The 22,653-nt window shown below is 51.1% G+C and carries 19 protein-coding genes; 8 read left to right on the forward strand and 11 right to left on the reverse strand.

What is annotated here, in order from left to right; all coding sequences use genetic code 11:
- Positions 1-2: 2 nt before the first annotated feature.
- On the reverse strand, positions 3-413 hold the full coding sequence (locus ACYVAD_RS15010) for a ketosteroid isomerase-related protein (protein ID WP_461140321.1): 411 nt from the start codon (positions 411-413) through the stop codon (positions 3-5).
- Positions 414-570: 157 nt separating this feature from the next.
- On the opposite strand from ACYVAD_RS15010, the gene ACYVAD_RS15015 reads away from it, so the two are divergent.
- The 3 genes from ACYVAD_RS15015 to cls all read left to right on the forward strand — a co-directional run bounded on the left by ACYVAD_RS15015 (position 571) and on the right by cls (position 3,880).
- Positions 571-1,725 (forward strand): XdhC family protein, encoded by a 1,155-nt coding sequence (locus ACYVAD_RS15015; RefSeq protein ID WP_461140322.1) that lies wholly within the window; start codon positions 571-573, stop codon positions 1,723-1,725.
- Between the two features lie 6 nt (positions 1,726-1,731).
- A complete protein-coding gene (locus tag ACYVAD_RS15020) occupies positions 1,732-2,331 on the forward strand; it encodes a nucleotidyltransferase family protein (protein ID WP_461140323.1) in 600 nt (199 codons plus the stop codon).
- A gap of 70 nt (positions 2,332-2,401) precedes the next feature.
- Positions 2,402-3,880 (forward strand): cardiolipin synthase, encoded by a 1,479-nt coding sequence (gene cls, locus ACYVAD_RS15025; protein ID WP_461140324.1) that lies wholly within the window; start codon positions 2,402-2,404, stop codon positions 3,878-3,880.
- On the opposite strand, the gene ACYVAD_RS15030 is transcribed toward cls, so the two are convergent.
- Positions 3,832-4,950, reverse strand: coding sequence for a metal-dependent hydrolase (locus ACYVAD_RS15030; RefSeq protein WP_461140325.1), 1,119 nt, complete (start codon positions 4,948-4,950; stop codon positions 3,832-3,834). The genes cls and ACYVAD_RS15030 overlap by 49 nt on opposite strands.
- A 146-nt stretch (positions 4,951-5,096) precedes the next feature.
- Between ACYVAD_RS15030 and ruvX the strand changes: the two genes are divergently transcribed.
- From ruvX to ACYVAD_RS15045, 3 genes are all read left to right on the forward strand, one after another.
- Complete coding sequence (gene ruvX, locus ACYVAD_RS15035) at positions 5,097-5,510, forward strand: Holliday junction resolvase RuvX (protein ID WP_461140326.1); 414 nt, start codon at positions 5,097-5,099, stop codon at positions 5,508-5,510.
- Between the two features lie 8 nt (positions 5,511-5,518).
- A complete protein-coding gene (def, locus tag ACYVAD_RS15040; protein ID WP_461140327.1) occupies positions 5,519-6,091 on the forward strand; it encodes a peptide deformylase in 573 nt (190 codons plus the stop codon).
- Positions 6,092-6,179: 88 nt separating this feature from the next.
- A complete protein-coding gene (locus tag ACYVAD_RS15045; protein ID WP_461140328.1) occupies positions 6,180-6,965 on the forward strand; it encodes an amidohydrolase in 786 nt (261 codons plus the stop codon).
- Here ACYVAD_RS15045 and ACYVAD_RS15050 read toward each other — a convergent pair.
- Complete coding sequence (locus tag ACYVAD_RS15050; RefSeq protein ID WP_461140329.1) at positions 6,962-7,681, reverse strand: HAD family hydrolase; 720 nt, start codon at positions 7,679-7,681, stop codon at positions 6,962-6,964. The genes ACYVAD_RS15045 and ACYVAD_RS15050 overlap by 4 nt on opposite strands.
- Positions 7,682-7,859: 178 nt before the next feature.
- Here ACYVAD_RS15050 and ACYVAD_RS15055 point away from each other — a divergent pair, with 178 nt between their 5' ends.
- Positions 7,860-9,377: a DUF4301 family protein gene (locus ACYVAD_RS15055; protein ID WP_461140330.1), complete on the forward strand. Its 1,518-nt coding sequence runs from the start codon at positions 7,860-7,862 to the stop codon at positions 9,375-9,377.
- A 74-nt stretch (positions 9,378-9,451) separates the two neighbouring features.
- Here the strand turns inward: ACYVAD_RS15055 and ACYVAD_RS15060 are convergent, their stop codons facing one another.
- The 5 genes from ACYVAD_RS15060 to crcB all read right to left on the reverse strand — a co-directional run bounded on the left by ACYVAD_RS15060 (position 9,452) and on the right by crcB (position 16,914).
- Positions 9,452-9,946 (reverse strand): RrF2 family transcriptional regulator, encoded by a 495-nt coding sequence (locus tag ACYVAD_RS15060; RefSeq protein ID WP_461140331.1) that lies wholly within the window; start codon positions 9,944-9,946, stop codon positions 9,452-9,454.
- A 359-nt stretch (positions 9,947-10,305) separates the two neighbouring features.
- Entirely contained in the window at positions 10,306-12,000 is a 1,695-nt protein-coding gene (locus ACYVAD_RS15065) for an IPT/TIG domain-containing protein (RefSeq protein ID WP_461140332.1), read from the reverse strand.
- A 46-nt stretch (positions 12,001-12,046) separates the two neighbouring features.
- Entirely contained in the window at positions 12,047-14,935 is a 2,889-nt protein-coding gene (locus tag ACYVAD_RS15070; protein WP_461140333.1) for a TonB-dependent receptor, read from the reverse strand.
- Positions 14,936-15,143: 208 nt separating this feature from the next.
- Entirely contained in the window at positions 15,144-16,400 is a 1,257-nt protein-coding gene (locus ACYVAD_RS15075; protein ID WP_461140334.1) for a M14 family zinc carboxypeptidase, read from the reverse strand.
- Positions 16,401-16,467: 67 nt separating this feature from the next.
- Positions 16,468-16,914 carry a fluoride efflux transporter CrcB gene (gene crcB, locus ACYVAD_RS15080; RefSeq protein WP_461140335.1) on the reverse strand — a complete coding sequence of 149 codons (447 nt, stop codon included), beginning with the start codon at positions 16,912-16,914 and terminating at the stop codon, positions 16,468-16,470.
- 31 nt (positions 16,915-16,945) lie between these two features.
- Here crcB and ACYVAD_RS15085 point away from each other — a divergent pair, with 31 nt between their 5' ends.
- Entirely contained in the window at positions 16,946-18,271 is a 1,326-nt protein-coding gene (locus tag ACYVAD_RS15085) for an APC family permease (RefSeq protein ID WP_461140336.1), read from the forward strand.
- Here ACYVAD_RS15085 and ACYVAD_RS15090 read toward each other — a convergent pair whose 3' ends face one another.
- The 3 genes from ACYVAD_RS15090 to uvrA form a co-directional block, all read right to left on the reverse strand.
- Positions 18,272-18,571: a chaperone modulator CbpM gene (locus tag ACYVAD_RS15090; RefSeq protein WP_461140337.1), complete on the reverse strand. Its 300-nt coding sequence runs from the start codon at positions 18,569-18,571 to the stop codon at positions 18,272-18,274. It abuts the gene before it with no gap.
- A 1-nt stretch (position 18,572) separates the two neighbouring features.
- Positions 18,573-19,499: a DnaJ C-terminal domain-containing protein gene (locus ACYVAD_RS15095; RefSeq protein WP_461140338.1), complete on the reverse strand. Its 927-nt coding sequence runs from the start codon at positions 19,497-19,499 to the stop codon at positions 18,573-18,575.
- 176 nt (positions 19,500-19,675) lie between these two features.
- Positions 19,676-22,594 carry an excinuclease ABC subunit UvrA gene (gene uvrA / locus ACYVAD_RS15100; RefSeq protein WP_461140339.1) on the reverse strand — a complete coding sequence of 973 codons (2,919 nt, stop codon included), beginning with the start codon at positions 22,592-22,594 and terminating at the stop codon, positions 19,676-19,678.
- Positions 22,595-22,653 lie beyond the last annotated feature (59 nt).

Below are 22,653 nucleotides of genomic sequence, written 5' to 3' on the forward strand. Positions count from 1 at the left end.
AATCAAGCAGGCTGGCCCAGTACCAGCGACTCCCAGAGCGGCAAGTTGTAATACGTCGTTACCCGGGTAATCTTACCGTCAGCGACTTCCAGGAAGGCACCCGCCGGCAGTACGTAGGCTTGCCCCGTAGCTTCGGGCAGATCACCGTCCGTTTTTTTGTAGACACCGTTTACGACAAACTCGCAGGCAACGCGTGTACCAGTGGGCTCAGTCATGATCACCATATCCGTCAACGTTTCATCGTAGCAATCGTCCATGTGCTGCAGAAACGTCGTGAAGGCCTCTTTCCCGACGCGAGTACTGCCCTGGTTACTATCGTGACGAACATCAGCATGAAGGAGATCCAGCATGGTCGTCCAGTCCTTTCGGATGAAGGCATTGTAGTAGCTGGCAACGGTGTCGAAAGCGGTCATAAAGGAAAATGGATTTGTGCAAAACGAGTTGGCAAAGATAACGGATCCGTGTAAATTGAACGTAAAATACCCCTTTCGGCACTATACTACTAAATAACTCGGCTAAACAGATTGATTTGTTCGTCGTTTTATTAATGCATACTCTTGCCATCAATTCATGAAGGAAATTAGCCGCATACTTGACGTTTACGACCAGGTTGATTTTTCACAGCGCCGGGCTGCCCTGGCGACGGTTGTCTGGGTGGAAGGATCGTCCTATCGGCGCCCGGGTGCCCGGATGCTCATCACCGACGACGGTCGTTGGGAGGGAGCGATTAGTGGCGGTTGTCTGGAAGGTGACGCGCTACGCAAGGCGCGGCAGGTAATGCTCGATGGCGAGCCCATTGTTGTTACGTACGATACCATGGACGACAGCGCCAACAGTTTTGGCGTTGGCCTGGGCTGTAATGGCATCATTGACGTATTGATCGAACCGATCAACCCGGCAGAGTCGAATCCAATCACCATGCTTCGGGAGTTCGTTCAGAAGCGGGACGTGCGGGCGTTGGCCACCGTTATTAAAAGTGACAACCACAGTGGCCTGACTCCTGGCAAGCGCTTCGTTTTGACTGAAACAGATACCAGTCTGATTCCCGACTGGCTGGCCGACGATATAATTGACGTATTCCGTACGGGGAAACCGCATACGCAAACCTATTCTGTTGCCGGCGGTAATGCGGACCTTTTCATTGAGCGCATCGATCCCGGCATTGAGTTGATTATCATGGGAGCGGGCTATGACGTAATACCCGTCGCTAAACTCGGGCGCGAGCTGGGCTGGCAGGTGACGGTTACCGACGATTGCGTGGCACATCTAGCCCCTGTACGTTTTCCGGTGGCTACCTGTGTTGTCTTCGCCGACCGAGCAGCCGTACTTGACCAGCTGACAATTACCGAACGATCAGCGGCTGTTCTGATGTCTCATAATTTCAATTATGACAAAGCGGTTCTGCAATCATTGCTGACGACGGATATTCCTTACATTGGTATGCTGGGTCCCCGTAAACGTTTCGACAAAATGCAGGCGGAGTTTGAGAAAGAGGGGCTATTTTTCAGCGATGCCGATCTGGATCGAGTGCATGCGCCCATCGGACTGGATCTGGGTGCCGAAACGCCCGACGAAATTGCACTGTCGATCATCGCCGAAGTAAAAAGCTTTTTTTCCCAACGAGCAGGTGGTTCGCTAAAACACAAAGCGGGTCCCATTCATGAACGACTCAACAGCCGAACAACACAGCACCAGCCGGTCGAGATAGCGACTTCTGATCTGTAATAGCGTATGTCGATTGCTACGGTCATCCTGGCAGCAGGCGGGTCGACCCGCCTGGGCCAGCCCAAACAGCTTTTAGCCAGTCATCAAACAACGTTAGTTCGCCGTATCGTCGATACGGCATTGGCGCTAGAGGTGGGCCCCGTTACGGTCGTGCTGGGTGGATATAGGGATCAGATTCAATCCGAGCTTGATCAAGTACCCGTACAGTTGGTTGATAATTTCAATTGGCAAACCGGATTATCCTCTTCTATCCAGACTGGCCTGCAATCGCTCCGGTCGTTCTCCTTTGAGGCTTTTCTTATCTTGTTGACCGACCAACCTTACGTAACAACAGCCCTGTTACAACAGCTGGTTGATACGTATCGACAAACCAGCAAGGGCATTGTTGCCTGTCGGTACGGCGCAGAAGGACATCTGGGTGTGCCTGCTCTATTCGTTCGTCGTTACGAAACGGAGTTCAATCAATTAAAGGGTGATATTGGCGCCCGCAAACTAATTCAGCAGCATCTGAACGACTGCGCTGAGGTGCTTTTTCCGCAGGCCAGCGTCGATCTGGACACCTGGGAAGACGTACAGCGTTGGCGCAGCGCCGGATCGAGTCAGTAGATGTACTAAACCGAGCCTTCGGTTTGCTGGTTAGGCTTGTCAGACAGCGCTAACGTGTCCAATCTAACTCATGGCAGCCGTCATCGACTGGGGAGTAATTCGCGATTTTATCATCGAGTGGTACTGGCTGCCCATGACACTCGTGTACGTTGGTGTCATCATCACGATTCTAAGCGAGAACCGCAATCCCAGTAAGTCCCTGGCTTATATTCTGGTGATTGTTTTCGTACCGGTGCTCGGCCTGCTGGTTTACTATTTCTTCGGCCGCAAGCCTTTGTTCAAAAAACGTGTTTTTAAACGTAAACAGGCGAAGGACCGCCAGAAGCTGGCTCAATATCTGGAACAGCTGAAACCACAAATGGAGGAGCGCCTGCAAACTCTGGAAGAGAACATCGGCGATATGGCCTATCCCTTTCGCTACCTCTACAACCTCAATCAATCGCTGGTTAGTACGGGAAACTCAGTCCGGCTACTGAATAACGGCGAAGAAAAATTTCCGCTTCTCTTTGAAAAGCTCCAGGCAGCCACCACGTACATTCACCTGGAATACTACATGCTGACTGATGATGAAGTGGGTAACCGCCTAGCGGCTATTCTTATTCAGAAATGGCAGGAAGGCGTTGACGTTCGGGTACTCGTAGACGATGTAGGCTCCAATCAAATTGGCTCATTACCAAGCCGGTTTCAGGAAGTTGGGATTCCCTTTTTAAAAGTGCTCCCCGTCCGATTCAACTCGCTGGCCAACAGTAACTATCGCGATCACCGGAAGATTGTTGTTATCGACGGACACACGGCTTTCGTTGGTGGTATCAACCTTGACGCCCGGTACTGGAATACCGGAAAACATAAGTTATACTGGCGTGATACGTCGGTTTGTATTCAGGGGCCGGGCGTCAATTTATTACAATCGCAGTTTCTTCTGAGCTGGCAGTTTGCGGGTGGTGCAGACGATGCCATGGATCAAAGTCGATACCTAAAAACTGATACGCCCAGACAGGGGGATGCCATCATGGCTGTTGCCGCCAGCGGCCCCCAGTCAGATGCACCTTACATCATGGAAGCCGTTCTGCTGGCCATCAGCCAGGCGAAGAAATCCATCAAGATTACTACCCCCTACTTCATTCCCAACGAGGCCCTGACATCAGCGTTAAATATTGCTGTATCCAGTGGAGTCGAGGTGGAACTGATTATTCCCGCCCGCTCCGATTCGTTCATCGTTCAGCACGCATCATTTTCCTTTATCAAGCCGCTGCTGCAACGGGGGGTGCGCGTCTATCTGTACGAAAAAGGATTTATCCACGCCAAAACGATCTGCATCGACAGTCACCTGACGTTCGTAGGAACGGCCAATATGGACATCCGTAGCTTCTTTATCAATTTCGAAATCACGGCCATGATTCACGAAGCCAAACTCTGCCGGGATAGCGAAGCCAGTTTTGACGCCGATAAGAAGCATTGTCAGTTAATCATACTGAGAAAGTGGCAAAAACGGTCTGTCCTTCACCGGGGTCTCGATTCAGTGTGCCGCCTAGTGTCACCTCTGTTATGATTATTAGTGTACGCTCGCGGATAAGCTAACTCACCAGCTTTTGAGCGCTCTGGGTACCAGATTCGGTTAAATAAACCTTTTACCGTTGCCAGATTCCAGCCCGTAAATCGTCCCCGTTGCATTACTAAAAAATTATCGAGATTTCGATTGAGGTAGTACTGGAACGTAAACGGTGCCTGCGGATTCTGCCAACCCAAAATCTGCCCGAATCGTAACACATTAAAACGTAACGTATCCTTTCCGGTAGTACCCTGCCCGCGATCGACGGTGTAGTAACCGTTCGCAAATTGCTGGAGAGCAGCTACAGAAGCCGGATCGTCGGTCGTTTTTAGTAAACTGTCCTGACGCGGGAAATACGTGAATGACGTTAGTTCGCCGGGGACTTCAAAAACTGACCGATAGCCAACGTAATAGCCCTTGTTACCGGCTACGATGGCATACCATAGCCAGGTATTCAACGGTGTTGGTGTTAAAAAATAATCTGCATGGTTTATAGAATGGGCTGCCAGCGACCGCCAGACCGCCTGATCGGCCGACGCTTTATTACTGACAGCGTAACCCAGATAGCAAACCGACACGAGTAGCGCCACCACAGCAGTCTTGCGTCGAGCGGCATGGTTGGTGCGTAAGACCAATAACGTAACGCTACCCACTACCAACGACAACGTAAATAGAGGATCAGCCACATAAAGCAAATGGAGCGAGAATCTATGGTCCGAAAACGGCTCCAGAATCCCCGTACCGTAGGCATTCGTTACGTCCAGCAGATCATGAATCCCAATCTGGCTAAACCAGAACAAGAACCATTGCCACCACGGTATTTTGGTCTGCCATCGCTGCCCAACAATAGCTAACCCAGCTGCGACAATAGCCCCTACCAGCAATGAATGCGTGATGCCTCGGTGAGCCAGCAAATTATCCGTAACGGGCAACCACAGGGCTGCCAGCGAATCGACATCGGGTAAGCTTTGCGCTATGGCTCCCAACAGCATCGCTTTTTTACCCAGCTGACGCCCGAGCATCACTTCACCCAGACAAGCACCCAGAGTTATATGTGTCAGTGAATCCATTATTCGTTACAAACTAACTACCGTTTGTTTCTTCTTTAGTACGTTGACCAATAAGCTCTTTATATCCTGACTCGACGCTCGTATTGCCAAGCCCTCTGCCCGATGCTCTTTGCCCCCTGCCCTACCCTTCGTACCTTTGTCGCCAGATGGCAAGACTCCTAGCGATTGATTACGGCGCAAAACGAACGGGTATTGCCGTTACAGACCCCTTGCAACTCATTGCATCAGCGCTGGAAACGGTACCCTCGCACGAGTTGCTGAAATACCTGAAGGCTTACGTAGTACGCGAACCGGTCGAAGCGTTTATCGTTGGCCTGCCCAAGCGACTCGACGGCACAGACACCGATAACACGCCCAGGGTCAGGAAGTTCGTGACGCATTTGCAGAACGCTTTACCTGATATTCCGGTTTATTGGCATGACGAGCGGTTCACCTCAGTTATGGCTCTACAGGCGATGATTGCGGGCGGAAGCAGCAAAAAAGATCGGCGCGAAAAAGGTAATATTGATAAAGTTAGTGCGGCCATTATTCTTCAGTCGTACATGGAAAGTAAAAAGTAAAAGGTGGTATGATTCTCCCAATTGTTGCCTACGGCGATCCGGTTCTCCGGAAGCGGGCACAGGAAATAGAGCCCAATAGCATCGACGTAAAGGCGTTGAGCGAAAATATGTTCGAGACGATGTATGCGGCTTCGGGCATTGGACTGGCCGCTCCCCAGGTCGGGCAAAGCATTCGGATGTTTGTCGTTGATGGCGAGCCACTGAACGAAGGCGAAGAAGAGGACGACATTGATGAAAGCCTGGTCGGCTTCAAAAAAGTATTTATCAATCCCGAAATCATCGAGGAAGCGGGCGATGACTGGGGTTTTGAAGAGGGCTGCTTGAGTATTCCCGGCATTCGTGGGGAAGTGTTCCGCCCCGAAATCGTTGTTGTTCGCTACTTTGATACCGACTGGAACGAGCACGAGGAAGAATTTGACGGCATGGCCGCCCGGATCATCCAGCACGAGTACGACCACCTCGACGGTAAACTATTTACCGATTACCTTCCCCCGCTCCGGCGGCAGTTGATTAAGCGCAAGCTGTCGGAAATCACCAAAGGCAAAACCGACGCCGAATACCGGATGAAGTTTCCGAAATAAAGGAGGAAAGGGAGTAAAGGATGAGAGGGAAAACCATTTTCATCAATCTTTCCTCCCCTTCCTCCTTTCCTCCCTTTCCTCCTCCCCCATGCACCTCACCTTCCTCCAATCGAACCTATACTGGCATGACCCCGTAGCAAATCGGGCGATGTTCGAAGAGCAGATTTTTTCACTGCCCGAACATACAGACCTGATTGTGTTGCCGGAGATGTTCACAACGGGCTTCACGATGGAGGCTGCTGCCGTGGCCGAGCCAATGAACCTAACGACCTTTCGTTGGCTAAAGCAGATGGCTGCCCAAACAGGTGCCGTCGTTACGGGAAGTTATGTCGTCAAAGAAAATGGGCGTTACCTGAACCGGCTGATCTGGATGCAGCCCGACGGGCAGTTCGATGTGTACGACAAGCGACATCTATTCCGGATGGCGCACGAGGATAAAACGTACTCGGCAGGAACGGCGCGTCTTGTCAAAGAATGGAAAGGCTGGCGTATCTGTCCGCTCATCTGCTACGATCTTCGTTTTCCGGTCTGGAGCCGTAACAAACAAGCGGGCTCGACTGAGTTTGCTTATGATCTGCTGCTGTACGTCGCCAACTGGCCCGCTGCCCGACGTAACGCCTGGAACACACTTTTACAGGCCCGGGCCATCGAAAATCTGAGTTACGTAGTTGGTGTCAACCGGGTAGGTGATGATCCCAAAGGAAATCACTACACGGGCGATTCGGCCGTAATCGATTTTAAAGGAGAAGTATTGTTCCGGGAAACCGATAAGGAAGTTGTGCATCAGCAAACGTTGTCACTCAAGTCTCTCACGGAATTCCGGGCGTCTTTTCCCGCTAATCTGGACGCCGACGACTACTCGCTGGCGGTTTAGCAGGCAGACTCGGGCAACTGTAGCCAGGGTAGTACATCCCGGATGCTATTCATTTGGGGAAACGTTTTTCCCACCAGCCGTTCTTCCGAAACCAGTTCGTGTCCCCAGGTAATTTCGAACGGAACGTGAACTGCCCAGCCACCAATTTCCAGTACCGGCAGCACGTCCGACTTGACCGAATTACCAATCATCAGAAATTCGCTGGGCTGTACACCGTAACGTTGCAGAATCCGCTGGTAGGCCGACGGATCTTTTTCGCTGACGATTTCCATGTGTTTGAAGTAATGCCCCACGCCCGACCGGGCAATCTTGCTCTCCTGGTCAAACAGATCGCCTTTCGTGATGATCATCAGATCATAGTGGCTCGCCAGTATATCCAATACGTCAGGAACACCAGCCAGCACATCGATAGGAAACTGTAGCAACTGCTTGCCAACGTCGATGATCTGCTGAATCTCTAAACCGGTTACCGCTCCGTCGGTTAACTCGATGGCGGTCTCGATCATGGACAGAATAAATCCCTTGGCTCCGTAGCCAAACAAGTTCAGGTTCTTGATCTGCGTTACGTAGAACCGATCCATCATTTGTTTCGGATCGATATGGTGCGCCAGAAGCTCACTCAATGTTTGCTGAACATTGACGTAGTTTGGCTCGTTCACCCACAGGGTGTCATCGGCGTCGAATGCAATCAATCTAAGTGACTCAGGTCGGAGCATACGTAAAGCGTATAGTCAGTCTGCAAAGGTACCTTCCTACAGAGGTTTTCGGCGGCTTTATCTGTTATCAAATTCGCCGTACATGCGTATTTCAACTCAGTGATAAATTGATTTGCGTCTCGTCACCGAAATTACCAATTTGCCACCCTTCCTAACGACTTATTTTTTCGCGTACACAATGCAATTTACCGAACAAGACCAGGACCAGATTCTGAAACAGGGCGTATCGCTCGAGCAGATCGATCAACAGATAACCCACTTTGTTGACGGTTTTCCCTACCTGAACGTGATTAAGGCAGCCACTGTCGGCGATGGCATTGTACGCGTACCCGAACAGCAACTGACCAGCTACATCCGCCGGTTTGACGAAGCCGCTTCGGACAAAGAGCTGGTTAAGTTCGTACCCGCATCGGGTGCAGCTACCCGCATGTTCAAATCGCTGTTTGCCGCGCTGGATGGTAAATTTGACAAAGCAACCGAAGAAGTGTTCGCGCGGCTTGAGGACTTCGCGTTCTACGATGATCTAAAGGCAGCGATGGCGGCCGGTGGAGATGACCTCGACAAAGCTCTGGCCGACAATAATCGACAGCTTGTTCTACAGTATTTACTCACCGATAAAGGGCTGGATTACGGTAGTCTCCCCAAAGGACTACTCAAGTTTCACCGGTACACCGACGGCCCACGGACTCCTGTTGAAGAGCACCTGGTTGAAGGAGCAGCTTACGCAAACTCTAATGGCACGGCAGCAATTCACTTTACCGTGTCGCCGGAACACCGCAGCCGTTTCGAGCAGCTTATCCGTGACGAAAAGCCGAATTACGAAGCCTGGCTGGGTGTTACGTTCGATATCAGTTTCTCGGAGCAGAAGAAATCTACCGACACCATATCTGTTGATCTAGGCAATGCGCCCTTCCGCAACAACGATGGGACGTTACTGTTCCGACCGGCGGGCCATGGTGCCCTGATCGAGAATCTGAACGACATCGACGCCGATATTATCTTCATCAAAAACATCGATAACGTAGTACCGGACGACATTAAAGAGCAGACCATTACGTACAAGAAAGTACTGGCGGCTGTCCTGCTCGACGCGCAGCAACAAATCAATCGCTTGCAGGGCCTGCTGGAAGGAGACGATGTGAGCGATGGTTATTTAGCGGAAGCCGATGACTTATTCCGTCGAACGTTGTTTACGCTTCCTCCGGATGGATTCGACGAGCTGTCCAAAGCAGAGCAACTTGATTACTACCGGCAGAAAATGAATCGTCCGGTTCGGGTCTGTGGTATGGTGAAAAACGTAGGCGAACCTGGCGGGGGGCCTTTCTGGGCTAAAAATCAGGACGGGTCGGTATCCCTACAGGTAGTTGAATCAGCTCAGATTGACTTAACCGACGCTGGCCAGAAAGCCATTTTCGACGAAGCGACGCACTTCAACCCCGTTGATCTGGTTTGTGGTGTCCGCGACCGGAACGGGAAAAAGTTCGACCTACCTGCTTACCGTGATCCGCTGACGGGTTTCATTACCGAAAAATCGAAGGACGGTAAAGAACTGAAAGCACAGGAGTTGCCGGGTCTCTGGAATGGCGCTATGGCCGACTGGAACACAATCTTTGTGGAAGTTCCGCTGATTACGTTCAACCCGGTCAAAACCGTGAACGATTTACTTCGGAAAGAACACCAGCCCCAGGTAGACTAAAACTATTTCACTGCGTAACAAAAAGGCACCCCGGATGATCCGGGGTGCCTTTTTGTTACGCAGTTTTTTTATAACTAAGCCATCATCCGGCTGTCCGCTGTCTCGGTTAGATCCGTAGTTTTACTCCCGATAGCAATCTCTTTCGTTTCCAGAGAAGATGGGTTCTGAAAGGATAACAGTGTCGTATTTTCGTATACGCCCAGGTTTGCGTCCCGGACGCGCTCCATAATAGGCTTCAGCGCACAGGTAATCTCGTCTTCGCAGTCGTCGCACTTCACGTAAAAGTTGAACGATACGCAGGGCGTTGGCGCGATTGGGCCATCAATGACCCGCAACACCTGAGCAAGATTCACCCGACCTGGATCAACCCGTAACAAGTAACCGCCCCCCTTGCCTTTCTGGCTTTGCAGGATACCGTGGTTACGTAATTCTAACAGAATAGCCTCTAAGAACTTTTTAGGGATGTTTTCCTTAGCCGAAATATATGAAATCAGTACAGGGCCTTTGCCGTATTCTTCGGTCAAAACCTTGAGGGCTTTGAGTGCATATTTTGCTTTCTTAGAGATCATTGTTACGGATTATATAAATTTTTGGTGGCTTACTAGGTACTACTACTTAGAGGACATGACGGCCAAATTAGCAATACCTTCACAATCAGCCAAGAAATAACCCTCTTTTGTGAAAAATAGATGCACTATATTTTAATCAGTCTTCTCTTATCCTTGATTGTCGGCTAATTAGTCGACAATGTATCTAAAATTCATCGACACACTTGGGTATTAGACAATTCCAGCCATAAAGGTAATAGTTCTGACAAAAAAGTAAGTTAACAATCTCATTTATACTGTTTCTATATTAGTAACAAAAAAGAAGCCGGAGCAAAGCCCCGGCCCTTTCGTGCGACACCAATATGAAAGTGTGAGATAGACTATTGATCGTAATTCGTATTCTGCGGATTGAAGTTTGTCCAGCCAGACAGCCAGTTGTCCGTTCCATTAAACGCACCCCGGTACGGAGCTGACGTAAAGAACGAATCAGACAGTTTTCCACCCGTAGCAGCATTAGCCGACACCAGTAACGGAGAGCTGGTGCCTGGTAGGAAACTTGGCGCTGTCAGGCTAAAGCTGTTCGCGTTTAATAGCAGCGAGGCCAGATCCGATGAAGCGATTACCGTATTCTTACGGGCAGCCAGCGAGAAATAAGCCGTTGCTTGATCGTTTGTAATACTACCTGCACCCCGAACAGCGGTTAGCGAGTTGGCTACCGTTACGCCTTCCACCGACAGAGCACCCGTGCTAGCGTTGTTCAGCGTACCTGTTGTAGTACCGTCCAGGCGAAGTCCTTCGGGCCAGCCAACAAATACCGAGTTGATAATGCTGATCGCTGTGTTCCGACGCAGGTGCATAGCCGATTGATACGGTCCGCTACCACCCGTGCTCGATGTTGACGCCGTGCTTGGCGTACCGCTCGTCAGGAAGCCACTAATGTTGGCAAAGGTTGGCTGCGTTAGTGGCAGACCGTTGTTAGCCGTCAGCGCAACGCCCCCAGCGTTTTCGCCCGAATTAAAGTTATCCGACTCAAAACAGTTTGAGCTCGATTGGTCAGCTACCTGCGGATCGCGCAGCGATACACCAAACTGAACTTTACCGGTGTAGCCCCAGTCGGTATCGAAATCATCATCAAAACCGCGGAAGGCTACCAGGTATTTTGCGTTGACAGTACCACCAAACCACTCAAACGAGTCATCACCACTGTACGAAACCTGTACGTGATCAATAGTCGTTCCTGAACCAACACCGTACATCGTCAAGCCGTTAATTTCACTGTTTGCCTCACTAGTCAGCGCAATACCACCAAACTCGATACGAACGTAACGCAGCGAACCTGAGTTATCGGTCGACTCAGTGAAAGCACCTAGCTGGATACCGATACCACCTTCTGTCGACTGACTGGCAGGCCGGTTATGGGGCGCTTTACCAATCAGAACAATGCCGCCCCAATCGCCCGATTTGCGCGAACCAGCCGCCCGATTCGAGGTAAAGACAATTGGCTGCTGGGCAGTACCAACTGCTTCCAGCCGAGCACCCTGTTCAACGATCAGCGTACCACCCCGCTTCGATCCAGTCGGATCTTCATCAACGGTTCCCCCTTTGATGATCGTTCCTGGCTGGATGGTGATTACAACGCCTGATTTAACGTTCACAAATCCGCGCAGTAAATAGACATTACCAGCGGTCCAGGTTTCACTTGCTGTTAGGCTACCTGTTTTAGTAACAACCGGTTTAGCGCTGATTGCGAAGGCCGGCCCCTGGGCCGACTGCCCGTTTGCCGTTACCGAAATTGGCGTACTCGCACCGGCAGGAACAACAACTGACAGCTGCGTCGTTGAGGCAGCTACGACAGATGCCGAAACCGTACCAAATGTTACTGTATTGCTGGCCGGAGTGGCGTTGAAGTTAGTCCCTGTAATGACGACCGTTGTGCCAGCAGGTGCTGACGTTGGGCTAACACCCGTAACGCTGAGTACAGGAGCGGGTGAATCTTCATTTTTACAGGCTGCAATAAAGCCGATGAGCCCTACTACGAGTAAAATTAGACTTCCCCACCGAGTGAATCGATTCATGAGTAATTGATTTAGTTAGTATAAAGGCAATTGATTGGTAAAAACATTAAGGAACGATCGTGCGTCGGCCGAAGGTGTACACGCCCGTCAGCGTTACGTATTGGCCCCGACGGAAGCGCCGGAATATCTGGTCTGCGTTCACCGATTGCGAGGTGAGATCGCGGTCAACCCGTCCGTTACCGTTGAAATCCTGAGCGTAGCGGGTGGCCTGATTCAGGATATCCTGGATACCCAGCCGCACATCGATTTTCTGATTGAAGGTTTTACTGATGTTCAGGTCAATCGCGTGACGGGGCAGTTCGTAAATAGTGGGGTTGTTCCGGGTACCTACGGCGAAGATGCGAGGCCCGTAAATGTTATACAGTACGTTCCACTGAAGGCCGCTGTTCGGTTCCTGATAATACACCCCAGCGTTGACCAGGTAAGGTGACTGGTTTGCCAGCGGACGTGTCCGGTCGGCCAGGTCTTTCAAGGGAACATTGATCACTGTTGACGTAGCGTCTGGGGCGCGAACGAAATCACCCAGGGTTACCCGGCTGTTGATCAGCGAGCCATTGGCTACCACCTGTAAATTCTGGAGGAATTTGCTACCCGACTGGCTAAAGCCTTTCCGCATTTCAACTTCTACCCCAAAATTCCGGGCCGATGGGGCGTTGATGAACGTATAGCTGAATCCATTACCCGTTGGCAGCAGGAAGCTTTCGATCGGATTCCGGAAGTGTTTGTAGAAACCCGTAACCGAAATCAACTCGTTTGGGCTTGGGTAGAACTCCCATTTCAAATCGACGTTCTGAATCGTTGCTGTCGTTAGTTCGGTGTTGCCCGTTACGACAGCCAGCAGGTTGAAATCGAAGTACTGGAAAGGAGCCAACTCCCGCAGTTCGGGCCGATTAACGGTTGCCGAATACGCCAGGCGTACACTATGCTTGTCATTAAGCTTGTGGGTAACATTCAGGGACGGCAGTGGACTGAAAATCCGTCGATTAACCAGTTGCTGATCAACACCCTGCCGCTGAATTTTTAGTTCCTGGATGTTATACTCACCCCGCAGGCCCAGGGTTACGTTGGTCCGGCTGCCGAGGTTGAAATCGCCACTGACGTAAGCTGCGCCGTAGGTGTTGCCGCCCTGATACGAATCAAGATCCGACGTACCGTCCAGCAGCGAGAAGCCGCCTGGCTGTCCGCTTACGTTAGCTGGCGAAAAGATCGAGCCAATAGGCTGCTGCTGCACAATGGCTCCATCGCTTGTTGTTCCTGCAATACTATTGTAGCCGTAGAAGCGAGCCGAGTAGTCACGTACCCGTTGCTCTGCGTAGATACCGGCTTTCAGGTGGCCAGGCTCCCGGTCCGTTGGGTTTCCAAAAGTGTGATCGTAGTTACCGATCAGCGAGAATGTCTGTTCGTTGAGCTTCGAGTAGAACCGGCCTACGTCGATTGGGTTAGGCGACAGGGGTGTCACCAGCGTATACACGCCATTTTCACCACTGTTTAGCGGAGCCTGATAGCGTGCTCGTTTCCAATCGGGCTCCCAACGCCCCGAATACCCGTAACCAGCAATCCAGTTTAGTTTCGTTAGTTCATTGAGTTGGTGATCACCGGAAATCTGCGTTGTGGCAATACTACGGTTTTCGAACCGCTGTGAGTAACTGCGGATGTCAGCGTTCGAATCAAAATTCTGTCCCTGCCGAACAACCGTTTCCTGGTTACCTAACTGATTGAAGAGCGTTTTCCATTCCAGCGTAAACGCGGGAGAAAACCGTAATGACCAGTTGTGGAGCAAGCCCAATCGTGACTGCCGGGTATAGCTGGCATCTTTATAATCCTGGTTGATCGCATTGGCAACAGCACCGTTTTCGTACACACGCAGATCAATATTCGTCACCTGGTTTGTGAGGCTGTAGTTGATGCTGGTCAGGTTGCTTGCCTGTATATTCCCGATGTCAAATCGACGACCCGTATTAAGCGCAAACCGAATATCTGGCATCACTGATACGTTTGTCAGGCCCCATGAGTTGGGTAACAACTGCGCATAAGCCGCCCGCTGTGGAGCGCTAAGGGCGTTAAAATCACCTGATCGGGTTGGGAAACTGGTTGGAATCGTTTGTTTGGGCGACCAAAGGCCCAGAGCACTTAGTCCACCCCGCTGATGGGATTGAACCTGTTCGCCGGTTGTACCCGGCCGGTAGCCGAACGTCAGTCCAACGTCGAAGAAATTACTACTTGGACGACGTTTCGTGTAAATCTTCACAATACCACCCGCAAAGTCGCCGGGCAGTTCGGCCGAGCCAGATTTGTAGACAATCATCCGGTCAAGGATGTTGCTGGGAATAATGTCGAAGGAGAATGAGCGGGTTTCAACCTCAGTCGATGGAGCAATTACATCGTTGATCAGTACCGAGTTATAACGGGAGCCTAAACCACGAATCAGGACAAACCGGTTGTCCAGAATACTGACTCCGGGTACCCGGCGGATGGCGGCAGCGGCATCGCGGTCCTGTGATTTCTGAATCTGAGCGGCTGAGATACCTACGGCCAGCGCTTTTATCTGTTTAACCTCCGTAATAACGGCGATCTCGGTGTTGGTGGCTTTGCTGGCCCGAACAACTACTTCCTGGAGTGATTTACCTTCTTCGTCCAGTTCGGTGTCGATAACCGTTGTATTACCCGATTCAACCCGAACGTTAGGAATTTCTTTCGTCTGGTAAGAAATATACGAGATGACTACTTTGTGCGTAGCCGCCGGTACGTTCTGAATGGTGAAACTACCGTCGATGTCGGTTGTTCCACCGAGTTGGGTACCATCAATACGGACGGTACAGCCAATTAACGATTCTTTGGTTTTGGCGTCTTTGATAGTACCTCGTACGGTACCCGTCTGCGCCCAGGCTGTCAGAGAGAACAGCGTAAAAAAGAGAACAATTAAATTTCGGTTCATATTGGTTTTGCGTGTCGCTTTCGCGTCGCAAAACTACCCGCCCAATATTACGTCAATGTTACCCTAAGATTACGCTTGAATTATGTTTGGTTCTATAAAATAAGTACCTATAACCACATATACAGACACATAGATAACATTAACCCACTTTTAATTGGCAACCCACGCCCATCTCTTCTGTATTTGATTGTCAGCTCATTAGATACTTCTATTTTGTTTGGCTGTCATGATTCACTACGTCAGCAGGTATTTGCTCATCCCAGAAGCCATTCACGAACGTGTGCACGATCTGTTTGTCTTTGAGGAGCGTAAAGCTTGCTTTTTGTCCAAGCCGTAAGGGCCGATCGGTTTTGAGTTGAAGGCCAGTGGCGTCAATTTCATCGAGTCCGTAGAAGGTAGATAAATCACCAATGTCTTCGATAGTACTGTGGTAGCGAAAATTTCGCGCAGAGTCGACATTCACCTCTTGTCGATCAATACCCACGTCAACAGTAACGGGTCGCCCGTTCCGAACAATCGTCGCGTTCCGGATCAGTACATCGAACAACAGACGACCGTTTTCGGGGATCGCCGTATAGTCGCTTGTTGATTCGCCTTCGTACGCTCCCGTAGCAATGGATTCCAGTGCGGTCAGGATCGCGACGAAATTTAGGCGACGAATAGCCATCTTCTCCGCATCGCCTTTGTAGCCGCCTGATTCGATCAGCACGAGCGAAGTCCCCCACTTCTGAATATTATCACCGAAAGCACGCGGTTCAAATTCGTCGTCGTAGCGAGCAACCTGATCAGGTATAAACTCTTGTAGCACCCGATTCATGCTAACAATAAGCTGCATGGATCGCTTACGAACATCGTTAACGTTTCGGGCCTGGTCGTAGGCAGTTGCCAGAAACGATACTACCGCCTGTTTTCCCGTTTTACCGACACTATAGCGGGGATTCTGATCGTGCAGATTGAAGCCAACCAGCGGTTTCAGCGTTTGCTGCAGGTTTTTAAGCAGCGCTCCTTCCGGCGTTTGCAGGCGGAGCGCATCGCGATTCATGTCCACGTCAGATGCTGTCCGACGCTGAAACCGTTCGGCCCCATCAGGATTAAGCATCGGAACCGCGTACAGCGTCGTATTGGCCAGAATTGTCTTCCGAAGACTATCGAATTCATCCCCCGAAGCCGTCAGAAAATTGAATATGTCAAATAAGGCCATCGTTGCTGTTGCCTCGTCACCGTGCATCTGCGACCAGAGCAACACTTTATTTTTGCCAGTTCCCGCTTTAACCTGGTAGATCGCCCGCTTTTCCAGCGACTCTCCCACTTTGCTAACTTCGAGAGGGTACTGGCCAGTCAACGAAACCAAAATAGGAACAATGTCCTGGTGCTTGAACCGACGGTGAGTAAAACGTTGCTGTTTGTACGTATTATGGGCGTCGTGCAGCCGACGAGCGGTTGTTTGAGCAGAAGCAGTTGTCATCAGGAAAAGAAAAAACAGGTTTATTATGCCTGTCCGGTGTAGCACGTAGTGGTTGTGCTGCATGCCATTATAATTTTTGTCCAATCAGAAGGCCGCTCGTCGATGCCAGCAGACAGAGCACAACGTTCAGGATGATGTTCAGGAAAGCAACACCGGTACGGCCGTTCTGGAGAAGGACCACAGTGTCGTTGCTGAAGCTGGAAAATGTGCTGAGGCCACCGCAGAAACCAACGCCGATCAATAAGCGCATGTCATCATTCGCCGAGCGGGCCAGTGTCCAGCCAACCACGGTGCCTAACAACGCACTGGCAACGACGTTGACCAGCAGAATCACGGTCGGAAACGACGCTCCGTTAACGGTAGCCGGCAACCAGCGGCCAGCCAGATAACGTAACAGGCTTCCCAGACCGCCCCCAACGAACACCAGCAGATAGGCTTTCATGTAAACAAACATACGAAAAAAGGCCAACGCAGCCGGATGGCTCCGTCCTTGCGCCGGGTTTTTCGCTATCATTGTATGAATACCTTCCTGAATCTTCGTTCTAATGGCCCAGAACCAACTCAAGAGACTGCTCGGCGTCGGTTTCGGCATTGCTGTCACGATCGGCGGAACCATCGGCACCGGCATCTTACGTAAACCGGGCCCGATTGCACAAGATATTGGAGACCCAACGCTCATCATCGCCGTCTGGCTGACCGTTGGTGTGTACGCTCTGGCCGGCTCTCTGTCGGTAATGGAGTTAGGAACCATGCTGCCTAAAGCCGGGGCTTGGTACGTCTACGCTCGCCGGGCCTTCGGAAATTATGCTGGCTTTGTTATTGGGATCAGCAGTTGGCTGGGTAGTGTATCAGCCATGGCATTCGGAGCCGCCGTTATGAGCGAGTACATCAGCTTGCTTCTACCAGATCTGGTTAACTATCAAAAGCTGGTCGCCATGGGGATTCTGGCGACTTTTGTGGCTTTTCACTGGGTGGGCGTTCGGCTGGCCAGCCGGGCGCAGGAAGTAATGAGCGTCCTGAAAGCCGTGGGCCTACTAGCTTTCGTCTTTGTTTGTTTTCTCGTTACGACAGATCGGCCAGTGAATGCTAATCCGGTTGAGACAATTCGTCCATTAGCCGAGGGTGGAGTCTGGCTGGGAATACTGTCGGCATTACAGGCTGTTTTTTACACGTACGACGGATGGCATACGGCAGCTTATTTTACGGAAGAGGATGTTAACCCCAGCCGTAACCTGCCCAAGTCGATGATCAGTGGCGTACTACTGATCATTGGTATTTACGTTCTTGTCAATCTGGCGCTATTGTACGTACTGCCGATGGATACGCTCGCCCAGTCGAAACTCCCGGCGGCTGATGCCGTTCAGTTGCTGTTTGGACCCGGTAGCGCGCAGGTCGTTACGGCCCTGCTGATGATCTCAATTATGGGGATCATCAACGCGCAGATTATGTTCAATCCGCGCGTTATTTTTGCGATGGGCCGCGACAAGCTATTTTTCCGGTTCGTTACCGCCGTCAACGAAGGAGGTACCCCAACGAACGCGACGCTGCTGACCGCTGGTACATCAATGCTGATGATCCTGACCAACACCTACGGCAAGCTTTCCGATATTGCTACGTTTTTCTTCGTGCTCTGCTACGCGTCGGGTTTTGCCTCTCTGATCCGGCTTCGGCGTACGGAACCCGCGTTACCACGCCCCGTACGCGCCTGGGGATACCCCGTTTCTACCTGGATTTTACTGTTTGCCTCACTGGCCTTTCTGGGTGGGGCTATCATCGGCGATTTTTCAAGCAGTATGTACGCGCTTGGTTTTATCGCCGTCAGTTACCCCATCTATCTGCTAATCAGGCGCAGCACCCAAATTGACAGCTGATCACATCAGTTGCCGATAGAACGATAGTTGATTTTGGAGCCGGGTTACCTGTTGTTGCAGGTCCTCAACCCGATCCAGTAGGTTACTTACTACGTCCAGATCGTCGGCGTGGATTTCCAGTTCCTGATGCAGCCGCACCAGTTTCTCCAGCCTGGCAACCTGTGAGGGTAATACGTACAGCGATTGTTCAACGGTGGTTGTTTCAACCAGACCGCGCTGCTCCAGCGACTGGACAAACGAGATTTCAATGTGATGGTACACGCAGAAGTCGTGTACCGGAATCATATCTTCAGCGTTCATACTATTCGTTAGGTTGGGTTATGGTCTGTAATTGCTTGACTAGTTCTTTCTGCTCATCGGTCAGATTAGTGGGTAGCTTGATTTGCCATTGCACGTAAAGATCACCGAACGAGCCTTCTTGCCTATATACGGGAAACCCTTTTCCTTTCAGCCGGATTTTAGTGCCGTTCTGCGTTTCAGGAGCTACGGTCACTTTGACTTTTCCACTTAGGGTTTCGATTACTTTCTGACCACCCAGTAGCGCCGTGAACAGATCAATTTCCTCCGTTACGTACAGATCGTTGCCGTTCCGTTTGTAACGATTGTCGTCGGCAATCACGAACGTAATATAGAGGTCGCCGTTAGGGCCGCCGTTCACGCCGGGTGCTCCGTAGCCTGCCAGTTTGATTTTCTGGCCGTTTTCGACGCCAGCCTTAATGGTAATGCCAATAGTTTTACCATCAATGGTTAGATTCTGCTTATGCGTGGTGTACGCATCGCGTAGGCTCAAATGCAGTTCAGATTGATAGTCCTGACCCCGAAATGTTGCTTGCCGACGACCGCCAGCACCACCGGCATCCTGCCCGAACATGGACGAGAAAAAGTCCGAAAAATCAGCTCCGCCAAATCCACCCGAGAAATCGTAATCGCTGGCGTCACCAGCCTGGCTGTACGCCCGGCGCTGTTGTTGCTGCTGTTGTCGAGCCTGTTCGAACTGCTCAGCGTGTTGCCAGTCTTTGCCGTACTGATCGTATTTTTTACGTTTCTCAGGATCGCTCAGTACCTCGTTAGCTTCGTTGAGTTGTTGAAATTTCTTGCTGGCCTCTGGATCGTTCGGATTCAGGTCCGGGTGTATCTTGCGGGCCAGCTTCCGGTATGCCTTTTTGATCTCGTCGTCCGACGCCGTTTTGGGCACCCCTAGTGTACTATAATAATCAATAAAGTCCATGTTCAGTGTTGTGGTAATGGGTTACGTTTCTAACAAAAACGATTTGTTTCTTCTACCCATAAAACAGCAAAACGAGTACTAAAGTTAGCAGCAGTTACAGGCTATAAACGCCGAATGGGCTGACCCCAAACCCTACAAGGTCCGGACTCAGCCCATTCATCTTTACGTTGTTACTTTTATATCTTACCGCGCAGATAGTCGGCGGTAAAGTTTTCGCCCTCGGGTAGCTTCACCATATCTTCTGGTGTCCCGGCAAACGTAATGTATCCGCCGGTTTCGCCCCCCTCCGGGCCAATATCAATAATGTGGTCGGCGCTTTTGATCACCTCCATGTTGTGTTCAATGATAATAACCGAATCGCCCTGATCGACGAGGGCGTTGATGGCCTTCAGGAGCTTACGGATGTCATGGAAATGCAGACCGGTAGTCGGTTCGTCGAAGATAAACAGCGTACCACCCTTGTTCGGATTTCCCTTGCTCAGGAATGACGCCAGCTTGACACGTTGTGCTTCGCCCCCCGACAGTGTGTTGGCCGACTGCCCAAGCCCGATGTAGCCCAGCCCCACTTCCTGGAGTGGCATCAGTTTATCCATCATTTTCAGATCAACGTCGGCGAAGAAGTTAATCGCTTCATCGACGGTCATGTCCAGGATGTCCGATACGTTCTTGTCGCGCAGGGCCACCTCCAGAATTTCCTGCTTGAAGCGTTTGCCATTACATCCCTCGCATTTGAGGTAGATGTCGGCCATGAACTGCATCTCGATTTTCACTTCGCCTTCACCCTGACAAACTTCGCAGCGGCCACCGTCCACGTTGAACGAGAAGTGGCTGGGTTTGTATCCCCGCGCTTTGGCCACCGGCTGATCGGCCATAACCTGGCGCAGGTAATCGTAGGCTTTGATGTACGTAACGGGGTTCGAGCGACTTGACTTACCGATGGGATTCTGGTCGATCATCTCCACCGACGTAATACGGTCGAGCGAACCGCCCAGACTATCAAATTTGCCCGACTCTTCGGCCACTTCGCCTTTCTGGTGAACCAACGCCGGGTACAGAACTTTCCGAATCAACGTACTCTTACCCGAGCCTGATACGCCCGTCACGACGGTCAGCGTATTGAGTGGAAAGCGAACGTCTACATCTTTTAAATTATTTTCCCGCGCGCCTTTCAGTTCAATAAAATTCGTCGACCGACGCCGGAATGTCGGGACCGGCACCGTCTCTCGCCCGGTTAGGAAATCAAGCGTATGGGAAGGTAGCGGATTGAGTGCGTAACCATTACCCCCCTGCCCTTTGCCCTCTTCGATCTCTTCCCACGTTCCCTGGAAGACCAAATGACCACCCAGCGAACCAGCATCAGGACCAATATCAATGAGTTGATCGGCAGCGCGCATCACTTCTTCTTCATGCTCGACAACAATTACTGTGTTGCCCATATCGCGCAGGGATTCCAGCACGCTGACGAGCCGTTTGGTATCGCGGGGGTGTAATCCAATGCTGGGTTCATCCAGAATATACATCGAACCAACCAGCGCCGAACCAAGCGACGTAGCCAATTTAATCCGTTGATATTCTCCACCCGATAGCGTATTGGTCAGCCGGTTCAGCGTCAGATAACCAAGCCCCACCCGTTCCATATAATCCAGCCGGTTCTTAATCTCAGTCAGAATCCGGCCTGCTACCTGCTCCTGGTGGGCGGGCAGCTCCAGCTCGCGGAAAAACGTTGTTACGTGCGTCAGCGGCATGAGCACGAGATCGGTGATGGATTTCCCACCAACCTTGACGTAACCCGCATCCTTCCGTAGCCGGGAGCCCCGGCATTCGGGACAGGTCGTTTTACCCCGGTATCGCGACAGCATAACGCGGTACTGCACCTTGAAGGTCTGGCTCTCGACAAACGAGAAGAAAGCGTTCAAGCCATCAAAGTACTTGTTACCTTTCCAAAGCAATTCCTGCTCGGCGGGGGTCAGGTCTTTGTAGGGGCGGTGAATTGGAAAATCGAAACGAATACCATTTCTAAGCAATGGTTTCAAAAACTCCTCATTCATTTTTTCGCTCCGCCACGGCATAATGGCCCCCTCAAATACAGAGAGGTTTTTGTCGGGGATAACCAGATCGGGATCAATACCCAGCACTTTACCAAAACCGTCGCATCGGCGGCAGGCTCCGTAGGGGTTATTGAACGTAAAGAGATTAACGCTCGGCTCCTCGAACGTAATACCATCCATCTCAAATTTGTCGGAGAATACCCGTGATTCTTTGCCGACAATGTCAACGCGGCAGGTGCCTTCGCCTTCGTTGAAGGCTGTCTGAACGGAGTCCGAAAAACGGTACTGATTGTCTTCGTCAGGCTGGCCGTTATCATCATAAATAACCGTGCCCCGATCAACCAGAATTTCAAGGTTAGTAGACGTAAGCGCATCGGCACTTCCCTCCTCGCCCAATACATCTTCAATCTGAAGAACCTGCCGACCCGTCGGACCGCCATCTGCCACGATCCGGGTGTAGCCCTTCTGAAGCAGAATATTCAATTCGTAGGCCAGCGTGCGTCCGTCACGAATACGTAACGGTGCCAGAATCATCACCCGCTGCGGAGTGCCGCCCAGACCGGCGTCGAAGCTGTACATGAAATTTACGACGTCCGTAACCGTATCTTTCCGCACTTCATTACCCGAAATCGGCGAGTAGGTCGTTCCAGCACGGCCAAAAAGCAATTTCAGGTAATCGTAAATCTCGGTAGACGTACCAACCGTCGAGCGTGGATTGCGGGTTGACACCTTCTGCTCAATGGCAATAGCGGGCGATACGCCTTTGATGTATTCCACCTCCGGCTTCTCCATCCGGCCCAGGAACTGGCGGGCGTAGCTACTGAGGCTTTCAACGTACATGCGCTGCCCTTCGGCAAACAACGTATCAAACGCCAGCGATGATTTGCCCGATCCAGATAGGCCGGTCAGGACAACCAGTTTATTGCGGGGAATAGCCACATCAATCCCTTTCAGATTGTGTACTTTCGCCCCTTTAATGATAATGAATTGCTTAGGATCAAGATGGTCAACGGAACGCATCGGTTCGGTGTCCGTGGTCTGAGTCATTCTACGTCAGTTGGGTAAACTCTATCTAATTTCTAACGGTTTATTTCAAAATATGGTTT

It is taken from the genome of Spirosoma pomorum, from assembly GCF_054776615.1.